Annotated in this window: 25 protein-coding genes; 13 read left to right on the top strand and 12 right to left on the bottom strand. The window is 68.3% G+C overall.

Annotated features, from left to right (window positions below; genetic code table 11):
• Nucleotides 1-108 precede the first annotated feature (108 nt).
• The 12 genes from lepA to ACEN9J_RS12715 all read left to right on the top strand — a co-directional run bounded on the left by lepA (nt 109) and on the right by ACEN9J_RS12715 (nt 11038).
• Nucleotides 109-1920, top strand: a complete 1812-nt coding sequence (lepA, locus tag ACEN9J_RS12770; protein ID WP_057592288.1) for a translation elongation factor 4 — start codon at nt 109-111, stop codon at nt 1918-1920.
• A 5-nt stretch (nt 1921-1925) separates the two neighbouring features.
• Entirely contained in the window at nt 1926-2891 is a 966-nt protein-coding gene (gene lepB, locus ACEN9J_RS12765; protein ID WP_057592287.1) for a signal peptidase I, read from the top strand.
• A 30-nt stretch (nt 2892-2921) separates the two neighbouring features.
• Nucleotides 2922-3290, top strand: coding sequence for a DUF4845 domain-containing protein (locus ACEN9J_RS12760; protein ID WP_057592286.1), 369 nt, complete (start codon nt 2922-2924; stop codon nt 3288-3290).
• 17 nt (nt 3291-3307) lie between these two features.
• Nucleotides 3308-3994 carry a ribonuclease III gene (gene rnc / locus ACEN9J_RS12755; RefSeq protein ID WP_057592285.1) on the top strand — a complete coding sequence of 229 codons (687 nt, stop codon included), beginning with the start codon at nt 3308-3310 and terminating at the stop codon, nt 3992-3994.
• Between the two features lie 7 nt (nt 3995-4001).
• Nucleotides 4002-4976, top strand: a complete 975-nt coding sequence (gene era / locus ACEN9J_RS12750) for a GTPase Era (RefSeq protein ID WP_413764246.1) — start codon at nt 4002-4004, stop codon at nt 4974-4976.
• 1 nt (nt 4977) lies between these two features.
• Nucleotides 4978-5751, top strand: coding sequence for a DNA repair protein RecO (gene recO / locus ACEN9J_RS12745; protein WP_413764245.1), 774 nt, complete (start codon nt 4978-4980; stop codon nt 5749-5751).
• Nucleotides 5748-6524, top strand: a complete 777-nt coding sequence (locus tag ACEN9J_RS12740) for a pyridoxine 5'-phosphate synthase (RefSeq protein ID WP_413764244.1) — start codon at nt 5748-5750, stop codon at nt 6522-6524. The genes recO and ACEN9J_RS12740 overlap by 4 nt, the downstream gene beginning before the upstream one ends.
• Entirely contained in the window at nt 6521-6928 is a 408-nt protein-coding gene (acpS, locus tag ACEN9J_RS12735; RefSeq protein ID WP_261208686.1) for a holo-ACP synthase, read from the top strand. The genes ACEN9J_RS12740 and acpS overlap by 4 nt, the downstream gene beginning before the upstream one ends.
• Nucleotides 6925-8013 (top strand): beta-N-acetylhexosaminidase, encoded by a 1089-nt coding sequence (nagZ, locus tag ACEN9J_RS12730; protein WP_413764243.1) that lies wholly within the window; start codon nt 6925-6927, stop codon nt 8011-8013. Before acpS ends, nagZ begins: the two co-directional genes overlap by 4 nt.
• Before the next feature lie 46 nt (nt 8014-8059).
• Complete coding sequence (locus ACEN9J_RS12725) at nt 8060-9409, top strand: galactosyl transferase GMA12/MNN10 family protein (RefSeq protein ID WP_413764241.1); 1350 nt, start codon at nt 8060-8062, stop codon at nt 9407-9409.
• A 125-nt stretch (nt 9410-9534) separates the two neighbouring features.
• Nucleotides 9535-10209 carry a hypothetical protein gene (locus tag ACEN9J_RS12720; protein ID WP_413764240.1) on the top strand — a complete coding sequence of 225 codons (675 nt, stop codon included), beginning with the start codon at nt 9535-9537 and terminating at the stop codon, nt 10207-10209.
• Between the two features lie 13 nt (nt 10210-10222).
• Entirely contained in the window at nt 10223-11038 is an 816-nt protein-coding gene (locus ACEN9J_RS12715; protein ID WP_296735648.1) for a glycosyltransferase family 2 protein, read from the top strand.
• Here the strand turns inward: ACEN9J_RS12715 and ACEN9J_RS12710 are convergent, their stop codons facing one another.
• From ACEN9J_RS12710 to ACEN9J_RS12685, 6 genes are all read right to left on the bottom strand, one after another.
• Nucleotides 11039-11947 (bottom strand): hypothetical protein, encoded by a 909-nt coding sequence (locus ACEN9J_RS12710; RefSeq protein ID WP_413764239.1) that lies wholly within the window; start codon nt 11945-11947, stop codon nt 11039-11041.
• Nucleotides 11948-11974: 27 nt separating this feature from the next.
• A complete protein-coding gene (locus ACEN9J_RS12705; RefSeq protein ID WP_216087362.1) occupies nt 11975-12601 on the bottom strand; it encodes a class I SAM-dependent methyltransferase in 627 nt (208 codons plus the stop codon).
• Between the two features lie 97 nt (nt 12602-12698).
• The gene (locus tag ACEN9J_RS12700; protein ID WP_296735653.1) at nt 12699-13247 is read right to left on the bottom strand and encodes a YgjP-like metallopeptidase domain-containing protein; all 549 of its coding nucleotides are present in this window, start codon (nt 13245-13247) and stop codon (nt 12699-12701) included.
• A gap of 36 nt (nt 13248-13283) precedes the next feature.
• The gene (locus ACEN9J_RS12695; RefSeq protein ID WP_413764238.1) at nt 13284-14543 is read right to left on the bottom strand and encodes an Hsp70 family protein; all 1260 of its coding nucleotides are present in this window, start codon (nt 14541-14543) and stop codon (nt 13284-13286) included.
• A complete protein-coding gene (gene lysS, locus ACEN9J_RS12690; RefSeq protein WP_413764237.1) occupies nt 14540-16090 on the bottom strand; it encodes a lysine--tRNA ligase in 1551 nt (516 codons plus the stop codon). The genes ACEN9J_RS12695 and lysS overlap by 4 nt, the downstream gene beginning before the upstream one ends.
• Nucleotides 16091-16246: 156 nt before the next feature.
• Nucleotides 16247-16900: an LON peptidase substrate-binding domain-containing protein gene (locus ACEN9J_RS12685; RefSeq protein ID WP_413764236.1), complete on the bottom strand. Its 654-nt coding sequence runs from the start codon at nt 16898-16900 to the stop codon at nt 16247-16249.
• A gap of 49 nt (nt 16901-16949) precedes the next feature.
• On the opposite strand from ACEN9J_RS12685, the gene ACEN9J_RS12680 reads away from it, so the two are divergent.
• The gene (locus ACEN9J_RS12680; protein ID WP_057592332.1) at nt 16950-17504 is read left to right on the top strand and encodes a YggT family protein; all 555 of its coding nucleotides are present in this window, start codon (nt 16950-16952) and stop codon (nt 17502-17504) included.
• Nucleotides 17505-17580: 76 nt separating this feature from the next.
• On the opposite strand, the gene accD is transcribed toward ACEN9J_RS12680, so the two are convergent.
• The 6 genes from accD to ACEN9J_RS12650 all read right to left on the bottom strand — a co-directional run bounded on the left by accD (nt 17581) and on the right by ACEN9J_RS12650 (nt 24927).
• Complete coding sequence (gene accD / locus ACEN9J_RS12675; protein ID WP_057592272.1) at nt 17581-18453, bottom strand: acetyl-CoA carboxylase, carboxyltransferase subunit beta; 873 nt, start codon at nt 18451-18453, stop codon at nt 17581-17583.
• A 104-nt stretch (nt 18454-18557) separates the two neighbouring features.
• Nucleotides 18558-19403, bottom strand: coding sequence for a tryptophan synthase subunit alpha (gene trpA, locus ACEN9J_RS12670; protein ID WP_413764235.1), 846 nt, complete (start codon nt 19401-19403; stop codon nt 18558-18560).
• The gene (gene trpB, locus ACEN9J_RS12665; RefSeq protein WP_057592270.1) at nt 19403-20680 is read right to left on the bottom strand and encodes a tryptophan synthase subunit beta; all 1278 of its coding nucleotides are present in this window, start codon (nt 20678-20680) and stop codon (nt 19403-19405) included. The genes trpA and trpB overlap by 1 nt, the downstream gene beginning before the upstream one ends.
• Before the next feature lie 48 nt (nt 20681-20728).
• Entirely contained in the window at nt 20729-21430 is a 702-nt protein-coding gene (locus tag ACEN9J_RS12660) for a phosphoribosylanthranilate isomerase (protein WP_413764234.1), read from the bottom strand.
• Complete coding sequence (gene truA, locus ACEN9J_RS12655) at nt 21427-22239, bottom strand: tRNA pseudouridine(38-40) synthase TruA (RefSeq protein WP_413764233.1); 813 nt, start codon at nt 22237-22239, stop codon at nt 21427-21429. The genes ACEN9J_RS12660 and truA overlap by 4 nt, the downstream gene beginning before the upstream one ends.
• 33 nt (nt 22240-22272) lie before the next feature.
• Nucleotides 22273-24927: a FimV/HubP family polar landmark protein gene (locus tag ACEN9J_RS12650; protein ID WP_413764563.1), complete on the bottom strand. Its 2655-nt coding sequence runs from the start codon at nt 24925-24927 to the stop codon at nt 22273-22275.
• Between the last annotated feature and the right edge of the window lie 145 nt (nt 24928-25072).

The raw sequence follows: 25072 nt of genomic DNA, 5'->3' as shown, positions 1-25072 counted from the left end.
GTTGCCATTGCTTGTTGGTTCAGGGCGCGTCTCCGGGAGACGCGCCCTTTTTTCTTGCCTGCTGCCCTCTGTGCACGAGCCAATTCAAGTACTTAAGCGTTCCCGTTGATGAATCACATCAGAAATTTTTCGATCATTGCGCACATCGACCATGGCAAGTCGACGCTCGCTGACCGTTTGATCCAACGCTGCGGCGGCCTCGCGGAACGCGAGATGGAAGCGCAGGTGCTCGACTCGATGGACATCGAGAAAGAGCGTGGGATAACCATCAAGGCGCAGACCGCCGCACTGCACTACAAGGCACGCGATGGACAGGTCTACAACCTCAATCTGATCGACACGCCGGGCCACGTCGACTTCTCGTATGAAGTGAGCCGTTCGCTGTCGGCATGCGAAGGCGCGCTGCTCGTCGTCGATGCATCGCAAGGCGTCGAAGCGCAGACGGTGGCCAACTGCTACACCGCGCTCGACCTCGGCGTCGAAGTGGTGCCCGTGCTCAACAAGATGGATCTGCCGAACGCCGATCCCGACAACGCGCGCACCGAGATCGAGGACGTGATCGGCATCGACGCGACCGATGCGATTCCATGCTCGGCGAAGACCGGCATGGGCATCGACGACATCCTCGAGGCGATCGTGCACAAGATGCCGGCGCCGCGCGGCAATCCCGACGCCGCGCTGCGCGCGATGATCGTCGACAGCTGGTTCGATCCGTACGTCGGCGTCGTGATGCTGGTGCGCGTGGTCGACGGCCGGCTCGCGAAGGGCGACCGCATCAAGATGATGGCCTCGGGCGCCAGCTACAACGCCGACAACGTCGGCGTCTTCACGCCGGCCAACGAGCCGCGCGCCTCGCTCGAGGCGGGCGAGGTGGGCTACATCATCGCGGGCATCAAGGAACTGCAGGCCGCGAAGGTCGGCGACACCGTCACGCTGATCAAGCCGGGCACGGGCGGCGCGGCCGCCACCGCGACCGAGGCGCTGCCGGGCTTCAAGGAGATCCAGCCGCAGGTGTTCGCCGGTCTCTATCCGACCGAGGCCAGCGAGTACGACTCGCTGCGCGATGCGCTCGAGAAGCTCAAGCTCAACGACTCCTCGCTGCGCTACGAGCCCGAGGTGAGCCAGGCGCTGGGCTTCGGCTTCCGCTGCGGCTTCCTCGGCCTGCTGCACATGGAGATCGTGCAGGAGCGCCTGGAGCGCGAGTTCGACCAGGACCTGATCACGACCGCGCCGAGCGTGGTCTACCAGGTGGTGCGCAGCGACGGCGAGGTCATCATGGTCGAGAACCCGTCCAAGATGCCCGAGGTCGGCCGGATGAGCGAGATCCGCGAGCCGATCGTGACCGTGCACCTGTACATGCCGCAGGAATACGTCGGCGCCGTCATGACGCTGGCCAACCAGAAGCGCGGCGTACAGATGAACATGGCCTACCACGGCCGCCAGGTCATGCTGACCTACGAGATGCCGCTCGGCGAGATCGTGCTCGACTTCTTCGACAAGCTGAAGTCGGTCAGCCGCGGCTATGCCTCCATGGACTACGAGTTCAAGGAGTACCGTGCCTCCGACGTGGTCAAGGTCGACATCCTTCTCAACGGCGAGAAGGTCGACGCGCTCTCGATCATCGTGCACCGCACGCAGTCGCAGTACCGCGGCCGCGCGGTGGTGTCGAAGATGCGCGAGATCATCTCGCGCCAGATGTTCGACGTGGCCATCCAGGCCGCCATCGGGGTCAACATCATTGCGCGTGAGACAATCAAGGCGCTGCGCAAGAACGTGCTGGCCAAGTGCTACGGCGGCGACATCACCCGCAAGAAGAAGCTGCTCGAGAAGCAGAAGGCGGGCAAGAAAAGAATGAAGCAGATCGGCTCGGTCGAGGTCCCGCAAGAGGCCTTCCTCGCGATCCTGCAAGTCGAAGACTGATCAACATGGCATTCATCACCTCCCTCATCCTCGCGGCATTCGCCGGCTACATCGGCGCCTGGTACTTCGGAGCGATCGAGGGCAACTTCGCCTTGCTGTTGTTCCTGGCCACGGTGGTCACCGGCCTCTATTGGCTGGCGGAGCGCTTCTACTTCCTGCCGCGGCGCGAGCGCGCGGCCGCCGAGCTCGAGAGCTCGCTGGCCGAGCGCAATGCACGGCTGGCCGGCCAGGGCATCAAGCAGGTCGACACCGCCGATGCCAAGGCCAGCGAGCGGCTGCTGATGCAGCCCTGGTGGCTCGACTGGACCGCCGGGCTGTTCCCCGTGATCCTGGTCGTGTTCCTGCTGCGCTCCTTCCTCTACGAGCCGTTCAAGATTCCCTCGGGCTCGATGATGCCCACGCTGCTCACCGGCGACCTGATCCTGGTCAACAAGTTCACCTACGGCCTGCGGCTGCCGGTGATCAACACCAAGATCACCGACGGCACGCCGCTGGCGCGCGGCGACGTGGTGGTGTTCCGCTACCCGCCCAAGCCGAGCCAGGACTACATCAAGCGCGTGGTCGGCATTCCCGGCGACGAGGTGGCCTACCTGAACAAGAAGCTCACGATCAACGGCCAGCCGGTCTCGAAGGAGGCCGCGCCCGACTACCTCGATGGCGAGTCGATGCGCCTGCTCAAGCAGTTCGACGAGAACCTCGCGGGCAAGCAGCACAAGATCCTCAACGACGACGCCGGCCCCGCCTTCGTGCCCGGCGCCAGCGACTTCCCCTTCCGCGAGAACTGCCGTTACTCGGTCGAGGGCGTCACCTGCAAGGTGCCGGCCGGCAACTATTTCATGATGGGCGACAACCGCGATAATTCGGCCGACTCCCGTTTCTGGGGCTTCGTGCCGGACAAGAACATCGTGGGCCGGGCCTTCTTCGTCTGGATGAACTTCGGCGACCTGGGACGCATCGGTCCATTCCAATAAGTCAGCAAATCGTTCGAGGGGTATGAGGGTATGAGAGCTGTTCGGTCGATCCGGAACAGTGCGGCGCGCCAGCGCGGCATCTCGTTCATCGGTCTCGTGTTCGTGGCCGTCGTGCTGGCCTGCGTGGGCGTCGTCGTCGCCCAGGTCATCCCGACGCTGATCGAGTACCAGGCGATCTACAAGGCCGCCAACAAGGCCAAGGAAGGCAGCACCGTGCCCGAGATCCGCGCCATCTTCGACCGCGCCCAGGCCATCGACGACTTCACGTCGGTCACGGGCAAGGACCTCGACATCAAGAAGGTCAACGACAAGGTCGTGGTGGCCTTTTCCTACGAGCGCGAGATCCCGCTGTTCGGCCCCGCCTACCTCGTGCTCAAGTACAAGGGCGAGACCAACTGAACGCCCAGGGAAGCAAGGTGGACGGCGGCCTCACGGCGCTCCAGTCGCGCCTGAAGTACACGTTCGCCGACCCGCGGCTGCTGCAGCTCGCGCTCACGCACCGCAGCTTCTCCGCCGACCACAACGAGCGCCTCGAGTTCCTCGGCGACTCGGTGCTGAACCTGGCGGTCTCGCACCTGCTCTACACGCGTCTCGCGGCCCTGCCCGAAGGCGACCTGTCGCGCGTGCGCGCCAACCTCGTGAAGCAGGACACCCTGCACCGGCTGGCCGTGGGCCTCGCGCTCTCGCCGCTGCTGCGGCTGGGCGAGGGCGAAGCCCGCTCGGGCGGTCCGAACCGGCCGTCGATCCTGGCCGATGCGCTCGAGGCGCTGATCGGCGCGGTCTACCTCGATGCCGGCTTCGCGGCCGCGCAGGCGCTGGTGCACCGGCTCTACGAGGCGGTCGAGATCAATCCGCGCATGGAGGCGGTGGGCAAGGACCCGAAGACCGAATTGCAGGAATGGCTGCAGGGTCACAAAATGAAGCTGCCCGTCTACCGCGTCGCGGGGACACTGGGGGCAGCGCACAAGCAGACCTTCGACGTCGAGTGCGAAGTGCCCGAGCTGGGCCTTCGCGAACGCGGCATCGGCGGTTCGCGCCGCGCCGGCGAGCAGGCGGCAGCCGCCGCCATGTTGATCCGCCTCAAGGCACGCGGCGGCGCGTGAAAACGAAATGAACGACGCTATCAAATCAGCAGCACAGCCCCAGGACCCAGCGGGCGAATCCAAACCGGCGGAAGCCACGGGCCCGCAGCACTGCGGCCTGGTGGCCATCGTCGGCAAGCCCAACGTGGGCAAGTCCACGCTGCTCAACGCGCTGGTCGGCCAGAAGATCAGCATCACCTCGCGCAAGGCGCAGACCACGCGCCATCGCATCACCGGCATGCGCACGATCGGTGCCACGCAGTTCGTGTTCGTCGACACGCCGGGCTTCCAGACCCTGCATGGCAACGCACTGAACAAATCGCTCAACAAGACCGTGCAGGGCGCGGTCGGCGACGTCGACCTGATCCTGTTCGTGGTCGAGGCCGGCAGCTTCACGCCGGCCGACGAGCGCGTGCTCAAGCTGCTCGGCAAGGGAATCCCGACGATCCTGCTGGCCAACAAGCTCGACAGCGTGGGGCGCCGCGCGGACGTCGCGCCCTGGCTGCAGCAGATGCAGGCCAAGCACGAGTTCGCCGAGTTCGTGCCGATGTCGGCCAAGAACGCGAAGGACGTCGAACGCCTGTTCGGCATCTGCGAGAAGTACCTGCCCGAGCAGCCCTGGTTCTACGACGAGGACGAGCTCACCGACCGCAGCGAGAAGTTCCTCGCCAGCGAGCTGGTGCGCGAGAAGCTGTTCCGCCTCACCGGCGACGAGCTGCCCTACACCTCGACCGTTGTCATCGACAAGTTCGAGGAAGAAGCGCCGCAGAAGAAGGGCCACAAGCGTCTGCTGCGCATCGCCGCCACCATCGTGGTCGAGCGCGACAGCCACAAGGCGATGGTGATCGGCGACAAGGGCGAGCGCATCAAGCGCATCGGCATGGAGACCCGCGTCGAGCTCGAGAAGCTGGCCGACGCCAAGGTGTTCCTCGAACTCTGGGTCAAGGTGCGTTCGGGCTGGGCCGACGACGAGGCCCGCGTGCGCTCGTTCGGCTACGAATGAAGTGGCCGCCGCCCATCGCGTTTCGCACGAACCGGCCTATGTGCTCCATCGCTACGACTGGAGCGAGTCGAGCCTGATCCTCGAGGTCTTCACCCGCCACCATGGGCGCATCGCGCTCGTGGCCAAGGGGGCGAAGCGGCCGAGCTCCAACTTCCGCCCGGTGCTGCTGCCGCTGCAGCCGCTGGAGATCAACTACGGCGGCGATGCCGAGATCCGCACCCTGAAGGGCGCCGAATGGATGGGCGGCCACGTCATGCCCACCGGCGATGCGCTGCTGTCGGGCTACTACCTCAACGAGCTGCTGCTGCGCCTCTTGGCGCGCGACGACGCGCACGAGGCCCTGTTCGACGCCTACGGCGGCGTGGTGCAGGTGCTGGCCGGCGACCACGGCGGCGCCCAGGCCACCACCCAGGCGGCCGCGTTGCGCGCCTTCGAGCTGCTGCTGCTGCGCGGGGTCGGCCTGCTGCCGCAGCTCGACGTGCAGACCCTGACGCTCGAGGCGCTCGAAGCCGGCACCCGCTATGCCCTGGTCGCCGAAGCCGGCCTGCGCGCGGCGGCCGACGACGAGGCCGCGCTGGCCGGTGCCGACTGGCAGCGGCTGCAGGCCGCGCTCGACGACCGCGCGCCGTTCACGGCCACGCTGCGGCTGGTCGCGACCCTGAGCAACGGCAGCAACAGCGCGCTGCGCAACCAACTGCGCGTGCTGCTCAACTACCATTGCGGCGTGTCCATGCTGCGTACGCGGCAGTTGATGAGAGATATCCAAGCACTATGAGCACTTCCTCCGTCTCGGCCGGCACCACCGCGCTGTCGGTCAATCTCAACAAGGTCGCGCTGGTGCGCAACACGCGGCACCTGGGCATCCCGAGCGTGACGAGGGCCGCCACCCTGTGCCTGCGGGCCGGCGCCCAGGGCATCACCGTGCATCCGCGCCCCGACGCGCGCCACATCCGCGCCCACGACGTGCACGACCTCTCGGCGCTGCTGGCGAAAGATTGGCCCGGCATCGAGTTCAACATCGAGGGCAACCCGTTCCAGAACCTGATGGACTTCGTGCGCGAGCTGCGCCCCCACCAGGCCACCTTCGTGCCCGACAGCGAGACCCAGTCCACCAGCGACCATGGCTGGACCTTCCCCGACGACGCCGAGCGCCTGCGCCCGCTGATCGCGGAAGCCAAGGCGCTGGGCGTGCGCGTCAGCCTCTTCATGGACCCGATCCCCGAGATGATGGCCGCGGCCAAGGCCGTCGGCGCCGACCGCGTCGAGCTCTACACCGAATCCTTCGCGGCCTCGCGCGGCACGCCCGACGAACAGGCCGTGCTCGAGCGCTACGCGGCCACGGCGCGCGCCGCGCTCGCCGCCGGCCTGGGCCTGAACGCCGGCCACGACCTGAGCCGCGACAACCTCACGCCCTTCCTGAAGGCGGTGCCCGGCGTGCAGGAGGTCTCGATCGGCCATGCCTTCGTGGCCGACGCGCTCGAGCTGGGCTACGAGGCCGCCACGCGCGACTACCTGCGCTGCATCGCCGAGGCCCACGCCGCCGCATGATCTACGGCATCGGCACCGACATCTGCGACGTCCGGCGCATCGCCGCGACCTTCGAGCGCCAGGGCGAGCGCTTCGCGCGCCGGGTGCTCAGCGACACCGAATTCGCGGTCTGGAAGGCCCGCAGCGAGCGCTGGCCCAAGCGCGGCCTCAGCTACCTCGCCACCCGCTTCTCGGCCAAGGAGGCCTTCAGCAAGGCCATCGGCATGGGCATGCGCATGCCGATGAGCTGGCGGCTGTGCGAGATCGCCAACCTGCGCAGCGGCAAGCCGGTGATCGTGCTGCACGGCGAGCTCAAGACCTGGTTCGAGGCGCAGAACCTCACGGCCCACGTCACCGTCACCGACGAAACCGAATACGCCGCGAGCTTCGTGGTGGTCGAACGCAAGGATGGGCCCGCGCCATGAGTGCGAAGACCGAAGACGTGCTCCTTTCGCCGCTGGTCGTCGACGTGGCCGGCATGGCGCTGACCGACGACGACCGCCGCCGCCTGGCGCATCCGCGCGTGGGCGGCGTGATCCACTTCGCGCGCAACTGGGAAAGCCGCGCGCAGATGACGGCGCTCAACGCCGAGATCAAGGCGATCCGGCCCGACCTGCTGATCTGCGTCGACCACGAGGGCGGGCGGGTGCAGCGCTTTCGCAGCGACGGCTTCACCCACCTGCCGACGATGCAGTCGCTGGGCGAACTCTGGATGCGCGACGCGATGCGCGCCACCCAGGTCGCGACCGCGGCGGGCCAGGTGCTGGCCGGCGAACTGCGCGCCTGCGGCGTCGACTTCAGCTTCGCGCCGGTGCTCGACCTCGACCATGGCCGCAGCACCGTGATCGGCACGCGCAGCTTCCACCGCGATCCGCGCGTGGTCGCGCTGCTGGCCAAGAGCCTGATGCACGGCATGCTGCTCGCGGGCATGCGCAACTGCGGCAAGCACTTTCCGGGACACGGCTGGGTCAATGCCGATTCGCATGTGGAGATCCCGGTCGACCGGCGCAGCCTCAAGGCCATCCTGGCCGACGACGCGCGGCCCTACGACTGGCTCGGCGGCGCGTTGGCGGCGGTCATGCCGGCGCACGTGATCTATCCGAAGGTCGACAGCCGGCCCGCGGGCTTCTCGCCGCGCTGGCTGCGCGAGATCCTGCGCGGCCGCTTCGGCTTCGACGGCGCCATCTTCAGCGACGACCTCAGCATGGAGGCCGGCCGCTACATCGACGGCGAACTGCTGAGCTTCGCCGACGCGGCGCTGGCCGCGCTGGGCGCCGGCTGCGATCTCGCGCTGCTGTGCAACCAGAGCATCGGCGAAGGCCGGCTGCTCGACGAGTTCCTCGACGGCTTCGAAGCCGCCGAACGTGCCGGCCGCTGGCAGCCCGGTGCCGAGGCGCGCGGCAGCGAGACACGGCGCCGAGGGCTGCTGCCGCAAGGCGAGCCGATCGACTGGCAGGCGCTCACGAGCTCGCGCGGGTACCTCTATGCGCGCCGCTTGCTCGACAGCTAGCGCCACGCCCTCGGCGCCGACGGCGATCCGTTGCTTGGAGTGACCCATGCCCCTGTGCCTCAGCCTGTTCCAGCGCGCGGACGAGGCGGTGCTGCGCAACCACGCGCACTACTGCCGTCTGTTCGGCTATCCGCACCAGTGGGTCGACACCGAGCGCATCGCCCATCCGGCACTGCGCGCGAGCGCCAGGTACAGCCAGATCCTGCGCCACCTGCGCACGCTGGCCGAGGGTGACTGGCTGCTGTTCCTCGACGGCGACTCGGTGGTGTTCCACCCGGTCGCGGTCGAGGCGCTGATGCAGGAGCGCGACCTCGTCGCGCTCGAGGGGCCATCGACCGGCGACCGCGCCGGTCCCGCCATGACCAACATGCTGGTGCTGCGCAACACGCCCGGCAACCGTGCGCTGCTGCATCAGCTGATCATCGATGCGGGCCACGTGGTCGCGCTCGAATCGCCGCGGCTCGACGAGACCGCACGCCTGGCGCCGGCGGGGCTGCTGCCCTGCAACAGCGTGCTGGCCGAGGCCTACGTCAACGTCTCGTGGCGCGTCCCGCAGTGGCACGACGCGCGGGTCTTCGTGGTGAACCTCGCCGCGCTGCCGGTGCCGCTGCCTGGCGGCGGCTGGCGCGACGAGATCCTGCACGACCTGAACCTGCAGGCGCTGCTGGTGCGCGAGGTCAACGGCGCCCTGATGCAGGGCCGGCCGGTGCTGCAGCCGCCCGCTTATCCAGCGCTGTCCGACGACGCACTCACGAGCTTCAATCCGCAGGCGCGCATCGCCTTCCTCACGCTCTACACGCACCATGTCGCGACCTACGCGCGCGTGTCGGAGCACAACGTGCGCCGCTACTGCGAGCGCCACGGCCATGCGTACCACGTGTACCGGGCGCTGCCCGAGGCGATCGGGCCCGGCATCAACGGCTCGTGGGTGCGCACCTGGCTGCTGCAGCGGCACCTGGCGCAGCACGACTGGGTGATCTGGATCGATGCCGACGTGATCTTTCGCAACCCCGCGCGTTCCATCGAACCCCTGCTACAGGGCCGCGACCTGCTGCTGGCCAAGGATGTCGGCGCCTGGCGCTTCAATTCGGGCGTCATGGGCTTTCGCAACACGCCGGCCAATCTCGCGCTGCTCGAACGCATCTGGGCGCGCATCGGCGAGGTGGCCGACAAATCCCAGGTCTACAGCAGCCTGGGCGACCAGCACTACACCAACGAGGTGCTGAAGGAGGAGGGCCTGCTCGGCGAGCACAGCGTGCTGGACAACCTCAGCCTCAACACGCCGCCGCTGCTGGCCGACGAGGACACGCTGCTGGTCCATTTCGTGAGCTTGTCCGAGCCCTACCGCTCGGTGTACATGGCGGCCATGGACGCGGCCTCGCAGAAGAGCCGCTAGCCACCAGCCGCGGCGGTCAAAGCCCGCGCAACCGTGCAGAACCTGACGCCGCGACGGCAGCCTCGCCGGGGTGTTCCTGTACAGTCGTACGCCCCAGAACAGCAGCGAAAAGCGGAGGGATTCCCATGGCGCACATAGGCTATTCCTGGCCGACCTTCGACACCCTGACGCAGGAGATCGTGCGGGCGATCGGCCCGCAGCGCATCCTCGACATCGGCGCCGGCGGGGGCAAGTACGGTGCGCTGCTCAAGGACATCGTTCCGGACTGCGAGCTCACCGCGCTCGAGTGCGACGAAGCCGCCTTCCCGGGCCTGCGCGAAACGGGCTACCACCACATCCTGCCGATCACCGCCGATGGGCTCTACAAGCGCAGCAGCGACCTGTACGACGTCGTCATCCTCGGCGATGTCATCGAGCACATGCTGCATTCGCAGGGCCGCGACCTGCTGGAGTTCCTCAACTACCGCTCGCGCTACATCCTCATCTCCACGCCCGAGTGCATGCCGATGAGCCGTCCCGTCTTCTTCGAGGGCCACAACTCGCTCTGGCGGCCCGACTCCTTCTCGTGGCACGACTACTGGGCGCACCAGCAGTGCGGCGTGATGCATTTCTACCTGCTGCGCGGCCACGACAATTGGGCCGGCCCCGGCCTGGCGGAAGTGGTCGAGAAGGTGAACGGCGCGGGCATCTTCAACCGCTACCAGGACGAGAAGACCCAGCCGGTGCAGCTCGAGGTCCGGGACACGCGCTTCAAGCAGCCCGCGGGCGACGACAACTTCATCCTCTACCGACCCTTCTGAGGGGAGCAGCGCCATGGCCGAAGCGACCAAGACCTCCCTGCGCGACATCGACATCATCGTGTCGTACCGCGAGGCCAACGAGGAGCGGCGCGAAAACCTCTACACCGTGCTCGCGCACCTGGCGCGCACCTACACCGACTACCGGCTGTGGCTGCTCGAGGCCGCGGCCATGCCGAGCTTCGACTGGAACCGGCTCGGCGATCCGAACATCCGGCATGTCTTCGTGCCGCACGACGGCCCGTTCCCCAAGTCGATGCTCTACAACACCGGCGTGCGGCTCGCGCGCAGCCCGGTGATCTGCTTCCACGATGCCGATTCGATCGCCATGCCTTGGGCGATGCGTGCCTGCGTCGATGCACTGCTGGAAGGTCCGGACAGCGATGCGCTGTGTCCCTACTGGTCGGTGATCAACATCGCCGGTGCGCTCAAGCAGGACTTCATGGCCGATCCGGACCATGCGCGTCTGGCCGCGATCGATCCGAAGAACCTGCCCGAGGACGCGATCGTGCTCTACCCCAATGCAAACGGCGGGATCGTGTTTTTCAAGCGCGGCGAATACATCCGCGTGGGCGGCTACAACGCGCGGCTCGAAGGCTGGGGCGGCGAAGACGACGAACTGCTGCGCCGCGCCTCGCGGCTCGGCGTGCGCTGGCATTCGATGGACGTGCCCCTGTTCCATCTGCACCACGATTCGGCATCGCGCCAGGAGCACAAGGAGAGTATTCGAGACACGCAGAACCAGCGCGCCCCGGAGGCGATCGTCGACATGTCGCAGGATGAAGTCGAGGCCTTGGCGCGCGAGTTGTCGGGATTCTTCGGCGGCAACTGATCAGGACGCTGCACCGGCCGCCAGAGTCCAGGCGCGCCACGCGAAGAAATCCGCGAGTGCGGGCCCCAGAACCGCGGTCTGCGGCCGCGCACGGAACGCCTCGAAGCCCAGATGCGCCAATCGTTGGCGCAATCCAGGGGCGCTGGTCAGCAGCAGCGCCATGTCCGCCAGTTCATCGAGGGCGACGCCGGCCACGGCATGCCGAAGCTCCGGATAAAAGATTTCGCTGTCCGGATAGAACTCGCACAGCACGGCTTTGCGACGTCTGAAGAGCATCGCGAGTCGGGGGATCTCCACGATGCGCGAGTTGTCGAAGAAATGCATGTTGAGGACCAGCTTGGCGCGCCGAATCATCTGGTCGCGATGCGCGCTGTCCCAGAGCATGTTCTCGTTGGAAACCACCCGCAGCCCCCTTCTGCGCATCGCATCGAGGACCTGGGCGCGTCTCTGATTGAGAGAGCCAAAGAAAAGCACGTCGATGTCCTGCAATGCTTCGGGGAGCAAGTCCTCGACGCTGACGTTGTCGCCGGCGTCTTCTTCGTAGCCCAGAGGGACGTGATGGCCGTTGGGAATGCCCAGCGCGGCATAGCGGGCGAGGTTGTGCCGGCTGTAGTCCCAGACGTAGTGATTGCGCAGCAGCGTCAGATAGGATTCGTTGAACGCCTGCGAGCCTGCGACGAGCTGCTCGAAGTTCAGCACGATGCAGTTGGTATCCATGCCCTGCAGAACTTCCGGCGCCAGGTGGTGCGCGAAGCACACCACGTTGATGGCGTCGTGGCGCACGGCGGCGTGCTCGGTGCTGACTTCGTAGCCCAGCTTCCTGGCGGCGGCGACGAACACATCGACCACGTCGCCGACCATATGCCGGTCCGCCAGCGAGGTGAAATGCAGCGGGACCGGCGCCGTCATCTCGTGTACCGTCCCGCGGGCTGCCGTCTACTGCAGGCCAAGAATGTTGCGCTTGTGGTAGTAGTCGGCCAGTGCGGCGCGCAGTTCGTTGGCCTTGTTCACCGTCTCGGCGGAGGCTCCCTTGCCCAGGCCGAAGAAGTAGAGGTCATGGCTCGTGTGGTCGTAGTAGAACGACCAGACCGAGAACCAGGCATCGCAGGGAATGATCGCCTTGAAGTCTTCCTCGACCAGGTTCTGGTAGTAGTTCTGCTGCTTTTCCATGGTCAGCGGCGAATCGGTCGGCGCGTATTCGACCGTGCCGTGCTGCCGCCGTCCCGTCGAGGCGCAGGTCATCACCACGAGACCGGAATCCTTGGTCAGCCGGAGCATGTTGAGCCAGGTCTTTCGCCAGCCGGGGTTGTGCTCCATCGCCTCGCAGGAGATCACCACGTCGAATTCGTTGGCCTTGCCGCCGTAGTCCTCGCCGTAGCAGACGAGATCGACTCCCTTGCCTTCGCCCACATCGAGGCCGATGTACTCGCAGTCCTCGAAGAAGCTGCGCACGGAGCCGTTGATATCCAGGCTGCCGATCTCCAGCACCTTGGTGCGTTGAAAAAGTTCACCCAGGAACTGCTTGATGCCACCGACAAAGAACAATTGCTGGGGATGCGACACGTCGGGCCTCCGGGGCGGAAAACTCGGCAGTGTAGGGTCGCGGCCATGTGGAATAGCGCGAAGCGAATTCAGCAACCCAGCGCTGGTGGGGAAAAGTTTACGATTTGCTCAGGGCTCGTTCCGAATTCTTGCCAGCAAGCTCCGCGCTCCAGAGCGGTGGGCCGTTCGACTCCAGGTGCGTCAGGTACAGCCGCAGATCGAACTCCAGCTGGTGGTAGTCCGGCTCCATGTGCGTGCACAGCGCATAGAAGGCCTTGTCGTGGTCGCGCTCCTTCATGTGCGCGAGCTCGTGCACGACGATCATGCGCAGCCAGGGTGCCGGCACGGCCTTGAACAGGTTCGCGACGCGGATCTCCTGCTTGGTCTTGAGCTTGCTGCCCTGCACGCGCGAGACGGTGGTGTGGGTGCCCAGCGCATGGCGGATCACGTGCAGCTTGCTGTCGAAGATCACCTTCGACAGCGGGCCGGCCTTGCGCATGAACTCGTTCTTGAGCCCGGTCGTGTAGAGGTAGAGCGCCTGGTCGGTCTGCACGGCATGCGCGCCCTCGGGATAGCGCTCGCGCAGCCAGGTGCCGAGGCGCTCTTCGTCGAGCAGCCGGCGCACCTGTGCCTGCAGCGTCGCCGGATAGGCCGAGAGGTACTTCATGCGCGATGGCGCGATCGATGAGGCAGGGCGCGCCGCTCAGCGCGCCGCGAAGGCCAGCCCCGAGGCGACGCCGCCGAACAGGTCGCCTTCGACCAGCGGCACGCCCGCGAAGCTCTTGCGCAAGGCCTGCTGGAAGGGCCGCAGCGCCGAGGAGCCGCCGGTGAGGTAGATGGCATCGAGCTCGTTGCTGCGCAGGCCGGCGCGCTTGACGCAGGCATGGGCGCAGGCGATCACGGCCTCGAACTGCGCCGCGAGCTGCTGCGCCATGTCGGCCGGCGACAGGGTGCTCGTGAGGCCGGGCTCGGCGCAGTCGAGGTCGATGGTGGCGGGTGCATCGCCGACCGAGGCGTCGATCTTGGCCTGCTCCACCGCGCCGAGCACGCGATGGCCGTGGCGTTCGTCGAGCACCGCCATGAGCCGGTCGTGCAGCCGCGTGTCGGCATAGCTGGTGCGCAGCTCGCGCGCCTGCCGGGTGGCTTTGGCGAGGTAGAGCCAGTTGATCAGGTGCCAGGACGACAGGTCGAAGAACACCTTGCTCGGCACCTCGCGGCCCTGCGGCCCGTGATGGCCGAAGCCCAGCAGCGGCATCACGCGGTCGAGGTTGAGCCGCTGGTCGTAGTCGGTGCCGCCGATGTGCACGCCGGTCGTGGCCAGCACGTCGTCGCCGCGCTCCTCGCGCGCGGCGCGCTCGGGGCCCAGGCGCACCACGGTGAAGTCGGAAGTGCCGCCGCCGATGTCGACGATCAGCACCAGCGATTCCTTGCGCACGCGCTGCTCGTAGTCGAAGGCGGCGGCGATCGGCTCGAGCTGGAAGGCGATGTCGCGGAATCCCGCGGCGCGCGCGGCGGCGCGCAGGCTCTGCTCGGCGCGCTCGTCGCGCTTGTTGTCGTCGTCGACGAAGTGCACCGGACGGCCGATCACCACGCGTTCGGGCAGGCGGCCCATCTCGCGCGCGGCCCGCTCCGCCATCTCGCGCAGGAAGCGCGCGATGATGTCCTCGAAGCTCACGAGGCCGTCGAAGATCGCGGTCTTCTCCTGCATCAGCGGGCTGCCCAGCAGGCTCTTGAGCGAGCGCATCAGCCGGCCTTCGACGCCGGCGAGGTAGAGCGCGATCGCGTCGCGGCCGAAGTGCGTGCTGCGGTCTTCGGCGTTGAAGAAGATCGCGGTGGGCAGGGTGGTGGCCGCGCCTTCGATCGGCAGCAGCCGGGTGGCGCCCGCGATGCGGCAGGCGACGGCCGAATTCGAGGTTCCGAAGTCGATGCCGATCGCGGTGGCGTTCGCGGCCGCGGTGCTCAAGATTCCCTGCGCAGCGCGGGGAACAGGATCACGTCGCGGATGCTCGGCGAGTCGGTCAGCAGCATCATCAGGCGGTCGATGCCGATGCCGCAGCCGCCGGTGGGCGGCATGCCGTACTCGAGCGCGCGCACGAAATCGTGGTCGTAGTACATGGCCTCGTCGTCGCCGCCGTCCTTGGCCGCCACCTGCGCGTTGAAGCGCGCGGCCTGGTCCTCGGCGTCGTTGAGCTCGCTGAAGCCGTTGCCGAACTCGCGGCCCGTGATGTAGAGCTCGAAGCGCTCGGTGACCTCGGGGCGCTCGTCGTTGGCGCGCGCCAGCGGCGAGATCTCGGTCGGGTGCTCCATGATGAAGGTCGGCTGCCAGAGCTTCTCTTCGACGGTCTCCTCGAAGTACATCACCTGCAGGCTGGCCAGGCTGCGCTGCGAGAGCCTGTCCTTCTCCTCGCTCAGGCCGAGCTTGCGCAGGGCGTTGACGAGCCAGGCGCTGTCGTCGACGCCGTCGCCCGCATCGGTGTACTTGAGGATCGCCTCGCGGATCGTCAGGCGCTCGAAGGGTTGCGTCAGGTCGACCGGCTTGCCCTGGTAGCTGAGCTGCAGCGTGCCCACGGCCTTGTCGGCGATGGTGCGGATCAGCGTCTCGGTGAAGTCCATCAGGTCGCGGTAGTTCCAGTAGGCCGCGTAGAACTCCATCATCGTGAACTCGGGGTTGTGCCGCACCGAGATGCCCTCGTTGCGGTAGCTCCGGTTGATCTCGAACACGCGCTCGAAGCCGCCCACGATCAGGCGCTTGAGGTAGAGCTCGGGCGCGATGCGCAGGAACATCTCCTGGTCGAGCGCGTTGTGGTGCGTCTTGAAGGGCTTGGCGTTGGCGCCGCCCGGAATGGGGTGCAGCATCGGCGTCTCGACCTCGAGGAAGTCGTTGGCCACCATGAATTCGCGCAGCGCGCTCACGGCCTTGCTGCGCGCGGTGAAGCGCACGCGCGCCGACTCGTCGGTGATCAGGTCGACGTAGCGCTGGCGGTACTTCTGCTCCTGGTCGGCCATGCCGTGGAACTTGTCGGGCAGCGGGCGCAGGCTCTTGGTCAGCAGGCGCAGCGCGGTGACCTTGACCGACAGCTCGCCGGTCTTGGTCTTCATCAGCGTGCCTTCGGCGCCGAGGATGTCGCCGAGGTCCCAGCGCTTGAACTCGGCATAGACCTCTTCGCCGACCGCGTCGCGCGTGACGTAGAGCTGGATGCGGCCGGTGGCGTCCTGCAGGGTCGCGAAGCTGGCCTTGCCCATCACGCGCTTGAGCATCATGCGGCCGGCCACGCTCACGGCGACGTTCTGCGCCTCGAGCGCTTCGGCTTCGACGGCGTCGTGCGCCTCGACCAGCGCGGCGGCGCGGTGGCCCGGCTTGAAGTCGTTGGGGAACGCGACGCCCTTGCCTTCGGTCTGCGCGGTGCGCAGCAGCTTGAGCTTCTCGCGGCGTTCGGCGATGAGCTGGTTGTCGTCGACGGCGGGCGTGGTCGCGGCCGGAGCAGGGGTGTGCGGCTGTTGTTCGGACATGGGGAGGCGGTGGGGGAGGCGCGCGCAGGAAGGAAGAATCGGCGCGAAAGGCGGGATTTTAACTGAGGCAAAGGCGAGCGAATCCCCGCCCGCACGTCGCCGCCCGTGCGCTGCCAGCTATCAAATCCGAAGCGCGAAACGAGGCTGGGCGTGCCTTCAGGCGATACCGGTGCGCGCCAGCAGATCGCTGACCAGCTCCAGCCGCATCAGCGGACTCTCGAGCTCCATCAATCGCTGCCGCAGCTCGAGCTGCATCGGCACCAGCTCGCACCAGCGGTTGGCGACCCAGCCGCAGTCGTCGTAGCGGTAGGGCGCGCCGATCGGCAGGCGCACCGGCGGCGAGCCGGTGGCGTCCTGCGCGCGCTTGCGTTCCTCGAGCGTGTCGACCAGCCGGCGCAGCGCGGTGGCGGTGTGCCGCAGGTCCTCGGGGATCTCGAGCGCGACGTCGTCGGCGAGGATCGCGACGTCGGCGATCCACAGGCCATGCTTCTGCAGCTCGCTGTGGCGCACGCGAAAGCGCTGCGTGCCCACGCACTCGATCTGCAGCAGGCCGCTTTGCGGCGATTCGAATTCGCGGATCACGGCCAGCGTGCCGACCTCGGCGAAGCGCTCGGCCTGCGCGCCAGCCTTGCGCACCTCGGTGCCGCTCGTGAGGTTCACCACGCCGAAGGGCACGCCGCCCTTGCGGCACTTGCCGATCATGTCGAGGTAGCGCACCTCGAAGATGCGCAGCGGCAGCAGGCCGCCGGGGAAGAGGACCGTGCCGAGCGGGAACAAAGGCAGGGAGTTCAGAAGGGGTTGTGTCGTCATCGAAGAGCCTTGCGTGGCTATCATCGCACTCCGCTTCACCTCGCGCGCCATGCTCTATCAGATCCCATCGTTCCTCCTCGACGTGATCGTCGGCCTGCTCGGCGGCGCCTGCCTGCTGCGGCTCTACATGCAGTACCACCGCGTGCCCTTCGGCAATCCGCTGGGCCGCTTCATCTTCGCCATCACCGACTGGATCGTGCTGCCGCTGCGGCGCCTGCTGCCGGCCGTCAAGAAGTGGGACCTCGCGAGCGCCGTGGCCGCCTGGCTGCTGGTGATCGCCAAGTTCCTCGTGCTGTGGCTCTTGATCGGCAACCTCGGGCGCATCGGCGCGCTGCCGCTGGTCTCGTTCATCGGCCTGCTGCAGCTCGCGGTGTCGGGCCTGACCGCGCTGCTGGTGGTGTACGCGGTGCTCTCGTGGGTGCCGGGCGCTTCGCCGATGCTGCTCGACCTGATCTCGCGCCTGGCCGAGCCGCTGGTGCGGCCGTTTCGCCGCGTCATTCCGCTGCTCGGCGGTGTCGACCTGTCGCCGCTGGCGGCGATCGTCGTGCTGCAGGTGATCGCGATCGTGCTGAACAACCTGCTGGTGCTGGCCTACCGGCTCTGACCGTTTGCAGTCCCCATGAAAAAAGCGCCCGGAACCGCGAGGTTCCGGGCGCTTCGTCTTTCGGGAAGCGGAGGCTTCAGCTCACCGCATCCGCCGGCTGGCGCAGCAGCATCGCGAGCGTGCTGGCGATGGTCTTGCGCAGTTCGCGGCGGTCGCTGATGAAGTCGATCGCGCCCTTGGTCTGCAGGAACTCGGCGCGCTGGAAGCCTTCGGGCAGGGTCACGCGCACGGTCGATTCGATCACGCGCGGGCCGGCGAAGCCGATCAGCGCCTTGGGCTCGGCGATCACCACGTCGCCCATGAAGGCGAAGCCGGCCGACACGCCGCCCATGGTCGGGTCGGTCAGCACGCTGATGTAGGGCAGGCCCTTCTTCGCGAGGCGCGTGAGCGCGGCATTGGTCTTGGCCATCTGCATCAGCGACAGCAGGCCTTCCTGCATGCGCGCGCCGCCGGTGGCGGTGAAGCAGATGAACGGCACCTTCTGCTCGATGGCGGTCTCGACGCCGCGCACGAAGCGCTCGCCGACCACGCTGCCCATGCTGCCGCCCATGAATTCGAACTCGAAGCAGGCGACCACCACGCTGATGCTGTGGACCGAGCCACCCATCACGACCAGCGCGTCGGTCTCGCCGGTGTTCTCCAGGGCTTCCTTCAGACGCTCGGGGTACTTGCGGCTGTCCTTGAACTTGAGCGCGTCGACCGGCAGCACTTCCTGGCCGATCTCGTAGCGGCCCTCGGCATCGAGAAAAGCGTCGAGGCGCGGACGCGCGCCGATGCGGTGGTGATGGCTGCAGCTCGGGCAGACGTTCTGGTTGTGCTCGAGGTCGGTCTTGTAGAGCACCGTCTCGCAGGCCGGGCACTTGATCCACAGGCCCTCGGGCACCTGGCGGCGCTCGGCGGGGTCGGTCTGGGCGATCTTGGCGGGTAGCAGTTTTTCAAGCCAGCTCATGGGCATTCCTAGGTTCGCGCGAAGGCGGGAGAGCCTTCGGGGCCGTCAGGGCCCCTTTCGTGCTTTTTCGCATGACGAAAGGGGCCTGACGAGGGCAGCGGCGATTATCGGCCAGCCGCATTCTTCGCGGTAGCCGCCGGCAAGGCATCGAGCGCCTCGCGGATGCCCGCGAGGAATTCATGCACCGCGGGCACCACCTGCTCGCGCGGCTGGCCGTCGATCAGCTGGATAATCTTGGTGCCGATCACGACCGCGTCGGCCGCCGAGCCCACCGCCTGCGCGGTGTTGGCGTCGCGGATGCCGAAGCCCACGCCGACCGGGATGCCCACGTGCTGACGGATGCGCGGGAGCATGCGGCCGACCGCCTCGGTGTCGAGGTGGCCGGCGCCGGTCACGCCCTTGAGCGACACGTAGTAGACGTAGCCGCTCGCGATGCGCGCGACCTGCGCCATGCGCTCGTCCGTGCTGGTGGGTGCCAGCAGGAAGATCAGGTCGATGCCGGCTTCGCGCAGCTCGGCGGCGAACTGCTCGCACTCCTCGGGCGGATAGTCGACCACCAGCAGGCCGTCGACGCCGGCCGCGGCCGCGTCGCGGATGAAGGCCTTCTTGCCGTGCACGAGGTCGTAGCGCTCGACCGGGTTGGCATAGCCCATCAGCACCACGGGCGTGCGCGTGTCCTTCGCGCGAAAGGCCGCGACCATCGCGAGCACCTGCTTCGTGCCGATGCCCAGCGCGAGCGCGGCTTCGCCGGCCTGCTGGATCACCGGGCCGTCGGCCATCGGGTCGGAGAAGGGCACGCCGAGCTCGATCACGTCGGCACCGGCCGCGACCATGCCGTGCATGAGCTCGGGCGTGATGTCGGCATAGGGGAAGCCGGCGGTGACGTAGGGGATGAGCGCGCGGCGCCCGTCCTTCTTCAGTGCCTCGAAGGTGGCTGCGATGCGGCTCATCACTTGCCTCCCTTCACGCTCAGGCCGCGCATCGACGGCCGGTCGTAGAAGTCGACGCCCGCGAGGTCGGCGACGGTGCCGATGTCCTTGTCGCCACGGCCCGAGAGGTTGACCAGGATCGACTGGTCGGGGCGCATGGTCTTCGCGAGCTTCAGCGCGTGGGCCACGGCGTGGCTGGATTCGAGCGCGGGAATGATGCCCTCCGTGCGGCACAGGTAGTGGAAGGCCTCGAGGGCCTCGATGTCGGTGACGCCCACGTACTCGGCGCGGCCGATGTCGGCCAGGTACGCATGCTCGGGGCCCACGCCGGGGTAGTCGAGGCCGGCGCTGACGCTGTGCGTCTCGGTGATCTGGCCGTCCTCGTTCTGCAGCAGGTAGGTGCGGTTGCCGTGCAGCACGCCCGGGCTGCCGCGCAGGATCGAGGCGGCGTGCTTGCCGCTGTCCAGGCCTTCGCCGGCGGCCTCGACGCCGATCAGCCGCGTGCCCGCGAACGGGATGTAGGGATGGAAGATGCCGATCGCATTGCTGCCGCCGCCCACGCAGGCGACCACCGCATCGGGCTGCTTGCCCTCGGCCTCGCCGGTGATGCCGTCGGCCGCCAGCATCGCGGGCATCTGCTCGATGCACTCGGTGCCGATCACGCTCTGGAAGTCGCGCACCATCATCGGGTAGGGGTGCGGGCCGGCGACGGTGCCGATGATGTAGAAGGTGTTCTCCACGTTCGTGACCCAGTCGCGCATCGCCTCGTTGAGCGCGTCCTTCAGCGTCTTGCTGCCCGATTCCACCGGCACCACCGTGGCGCCGAGCAGGTTCATGCGGTAGACGTTGGGGCTCTGGCGCTTCACGTCCTGGCTGCCCATGTAGACCACGCATTCGAGGCCGTAGCGCGCGCAGATGGTGGCCGTGGCCACGCCGTGCTGGCCGGCGCCGGTCTCGGCGATCACGCGCGGCTTGCCCATGCGGCGCGCGAGCATCGCCTGGCCGATCACGTTGTTGATCTTGTGGGCGCCGGTGTGGTTGAGGTCCTCGCGCTTGAGGTAGATCTGCGCGCCGCCCATCTCGCGGCTGGTGCGCGCGGCGTGGTAGATCGGCGAGGGCCGGCCGACGAAGTGCTTGAGCTCGTAGTGGAATTCGGCCAGGAAGGCCGGGTCTTCCTTGTACTTCGCGTACGCGTCGCGCAGCTCGTTGATCGCGTGGGTGAGCGTCTCGCTCGCGAAGGTGCCGCCGTAGTTGCCGAAATGGCCGGTGGCGTCGGGTTGCTGGTAAGTGCTTTGCATGGTTCTCGATCGTTGGGCCGCGGCCCGGTCGACAACCGGGTGCGGCGGCTAACTGGAGAAGGACGAGGCGTCGGCCGCTCTCACCGCGGCGACGAATTGCCGGATCTTGCCGGCGTCCTTCAGGCCCTTGTTCCCGGGACCGTCGATCTCGACGCCCGAGCTCACATCAACGGACAGCGTCTTGCAGCGTGTCCGCAACGTGCGAATGCCATCGCCCACGTTTGCAGGTGTGAGTCCACCACTCAAGACGAGGTGAGCGTCGACGGCGGGTGGAAGAAGTGACCAATCGAATGCCTTGCCGCCACCGCCATAACCGTCGACATGGGCGTCGAGCAGGATGGCCTGGGCGTTTGAGAAATCGGACGCGTATTTTACGAGGTCGAAGCCGGCACCGGCCTCGCCGAGGGGAATGCGCGCCGCGCGCATGAAGCGGAAGCGGCCGTTTCCGCTCGCCGCGATGCAGTCGGCGGGCGTTTCATCGCCATGGAACTGGGCGATGGCGCCCGGCACCCGGGCCAGGGCGGCGATGGCCTCGGCGGGTTGCGCATCGACGAACAGCAGCACCGGCGTGACGAAGGGCGGCAGGCGCGCGGCCAGCACGGCCGCGCGTTCGGGCGCGATGGCGCGCGGGCTCTTGGGGTAGAGCACGAAGCCGACGGCATCGGCGCCGGCTTCCACGGCGGCATCGAGGTCGGCTTCGCGCGTGAGGCCGCAGATCTTGATGCGGGTGCGCGGCGGGAGAAGGCTCATGGCGGGTCATCATAGGCCGCGCGGGCGGCCTGGAAGGTCGCCTCGGCCGGCAGGCCCCACTTGGCGTCGTACAACGGGCCGAGGAAGTACAGCCCGTCGGGCGAGAAGGTCGGTGCCGCCGCGTCGCGGCTGCGCGCGGCGAGCACCTCGCCGATCCACTCGGGCGACTCGGCGCCCCGGCCCACGCGCACCAGGCAGCCCATGAGGTTGCGGATCATGTGGTGCAGGAAGGCATCGGCCTCGAACTCGAACTGCCAGCGGCAGCGCTCGCCCTCGCCGTGGCGCGTGATCTCGATGCGCCGCAGGTTCTTGACCGGCGAGCGCGCCTGACAGGCCGAGGCGCGGAACGAGCTGAAATCGTGTTCGCCGATCAGCAGCGCGGCCGCGGCGCGCATCGCGTCGCCGTCGAGCAGGTTCATCGACCAGCCGACCCGGCCCGCATCGAGGCTGGGGCGCACCGGTGATTGCGAGAGCACGTAGACGTAGCGCCGCGCGAGGGCGCTGGCGCGGCAGTGGAATTCGGCCGGCACCGGGTGTGCCCACTGCACCGCGATGTCGTCGGGCAGGTAGCGGTTGGTGCCGCGCATCCAGGAGAAGGGTTCGCGCTGCACCTCGGTGTCGAAGTGGATCACCTGCATCAACGCATGCACGCCGGCGTCGGTGCGGCCGGCGCAGAGCGTGGAGATGCGCTGGGCGGCGAACTGGGACAGCGCCTTCTCGAGCTTGTCCTGCACCGTGCGGCCCGAGGACTGGCTCTGCCAGCCGTCATAGGCCTGGCCGTTGTAGCGGATGCCGAGCGCCAGCCTCACGAAACCAGAAACGAAGAGGCCGGCGCCGCGCGCTCAGCGCAGCTCGGCGAGCAGCTGCCGCGCCTGCGACTTGAGTTCGCCGGCGCTTTCGGCTTCGACTTCCTCGACCAGCGAACGCGCGCCCTCGACATCGCCGATGGCCTGCAGCTCGCGCGCCAGCGACAGCTTGACGGCATGCGGGCTCTCGTCGTCCTCGTGGGCCGAGGCCGACGGCGCGGCATGGTCGGCACCGTTGCCCGCGCGGGCGGGCAGGCCGGCCAGGGCGCTCATGTCGAACTCGATGAAGCCCGAGTCGGCCGGCAGGCCGGCACCGCCGCGCAGCACGGCCGGGCGGGTGTTGTCGGCGTCGTTGAGCGAGCCGGGCAGGGTGTCGAGCTGCAGCGCGCCGGGGGCGGTGTCGAAATCGTTCTCGAGATCGACCGTCGGCTGCACGCCGAGGCTGGCGGACGGGGGCGTCGTCGGCTGCGCGGCCGGGGCGGGCGCATAGGCCGACATCGGCAGGCTGGCGCCGACCGGTGCCAGCGGCGGTGGCGCGGGCGGCTGGCTCAGGTCCAGGTCGAAATCGAGCGGTGCCACCGAGGGCACGAAGGCAGGAGCGGCCGCCACCGGCGCGGGGGCGGGCGCGGGCTTGGCGGCGGCCGGCGGGCGGGCCGATGCGGCCGCCAGCGCGCTCGCGAGCGCGGCGCTCTCGGCGGGCGTGGCGCTGCGCGGCGTGCCCGATTCGTACAGCGGATTGCCCGGGTCGAGTTCCTTGCCCATGTCGACCACGCGGGTCCAGTCGGCACCATTGCCGCCGGTGAGCTTGTGCACTTCGGTGGCGAGGCTCTCGTAGGCGCGCAGGTCGCGGCGCTTGGCGTGGATCTCGAGCAGCTTCAGGTGGATCGCGGTGCGGTCGGGATTCACGCGCAGCGCTTCGCGCAGGATTTCCTCGGCCTGCAGGTCGCGGCCATACGCCAGGTAGACGTCGGCCTCGGCCACCGGGTCGACATCGCCGGCGTCGAGCTGGCTCGGCGAGTACGAGAGCGACGAGACGGTGGAATCGCCGCGGTTCTTGGTGTCGACCGACTCGCCGCCGCTGGCGCCGAAGAAGGAGTCCTTCGGGATGCGGCTCTCGAGGAACACGCTCTCGCTCATTTCCTCGCGCCGACGGCCCAGCACGCGGTAGAGCAGGAAGCCGATCAGCAGCGCGATCAGCGCGATACCGCCCAGCATCAGCGGGTTGTCGAGCAGTTCGTCGAGGAAGCTGCGTTCGGGCGGCGGTGGGGGCGGTGCCACGACCTTCTTGGGCGCCGGCTTGGGAGCAGGTGCCGCGGCGCTGGCCGCGGGACTCGGGGCGGGCGCACCGGTGGCTGCGGCGCCCTCGGCGGGAGTGGCGGCTGCGACGGCGGCCGCTGCTGCTGCTGGCGCGGCCTCGGCGGCGGGCGTCGTTGCGGCTGGGGCCGGCGCGGCCGCGGCCGCAGGCGTGGGCGCGGCAGCGGGAGCTGGTGCGGGGCTCGGAGCGGCGGGCGCCACGGTGGCGGCCGGGCCGGCGACGGGCACCGGAATGCCAGGCGTCGCGGCGGGCGCGGCCGCTGCGGGCGCAGGCGCTGCCGAAGGCGCCGCGGCGGTCGAGCCACCCGCGGCCTTGAGCTTGTTGAGCTCCTCGATGTTCTTCGACAGCTCGGCGACGCGGTTGCTGCGGTCTTGCGCCTGGCGGGTCTGCGCGACCTTTTCCTCGGCGGCGCGCGCGGTGGCGTTGCCTTGCGAGATGGTGAGCTTGTCGGGCGCCGTGGCCGCGGCATTGCGGTCCTCGACATTGGCCTGCACCCGGCCGCCGGCGCGGCGGCTGGCGGCGGCGACGTTCGAGGTCGGGGCGTTCTCGGCCAGCCGCTGGCGATAGGCGCTGAAGTCGCGGCTCTGGGCCGTGACCGTGCGGCGGGCTTCCGCGGCCGGCACCGCGCCGGCCTCGGTGGCGCTCGGCAGGTCGAGCACGGCACCGGCCCGGATACGGTTGACATTGCCGCCGATGAAGGCATCGGGATTGGCCATCAGCAGCGCGACCAGCATCTGGTCGAGCGAGATGTCGGCCGGCTTGTTGGCCGCGGCGATCTTGCCGGCGGTGTCGCCACGCTGCACCGTGACCTGTTCGCCGCTGCCCGCGGGGCGGGGCGAGCGGGCCGTGGGTGCGGGGGAGGAGGCTGCCGACGGCGCCGGTGCCACGGCGACCGGCGCGGGCGCTGCAGCGGGCTCGCGGCGCGTGCGCGCGACCACCGGGCCGGGGCGCTCGGCGGGCGCCGCAACCTGTGGCGCTACCGGAGCGATCGGCGTGCCGGCATCGGCCGCGGTGCGCGCGGTGGGCGGATCGAGCAGCACGGTGTAGTCGCGCACGATGTGGCCGGTGCTGCCGTTGGCCTCGAGCAGCAGGTCGATGAAGGGGTCGTTGAGCGGACGACTGCCGTTGAGGCGCACCACGTACTGGCCGCCGGCGCGGCGCTGCAGCGTCGCGCGCACGTCGCGCAGGGCCGGGTTGTAGGGAACGCCGGCCGTCTTGAAGGCGTCGGCGGTGGCCACGTTGATCTTGAGGCTGTCGGCCTCGGCCGCCGTGATCTCGGTCACGTCGATCTCTGCCCGCAGCGGTTCGCCCAGCGCCGACTGCACCTTCAGCGGACCCAGCGCCAGCGCGCTGGCATCGGTGCTGGCCAGACCCATCGCCACGGCCACCGCCGCACTCAGGACCGACAGACGAACGCCGTTCAGGGGAAGGGGGGAGCGAGCGGCCGATGGGCGGGCCGCGGGCAACAGATGTCTTGTCATGCTGATAGGGGGCGGCTCAGGCCCAGAAATTGTAAGAGGA

The organism is Variovorax sp. Varisp41, assembly GCF_047325085.1.
In the GTDB taxonomy this organism is placed as follows: Bacteria; Pseudomonadota; Gammaproteobacteria; order Burkholderiales; family Burkholderiaceae_C; genus Variovorax.
Note: the sequence above shows the minus strand (reverse complement) of the source record. Positions and strands in the feature narration are given on the sequence as shown.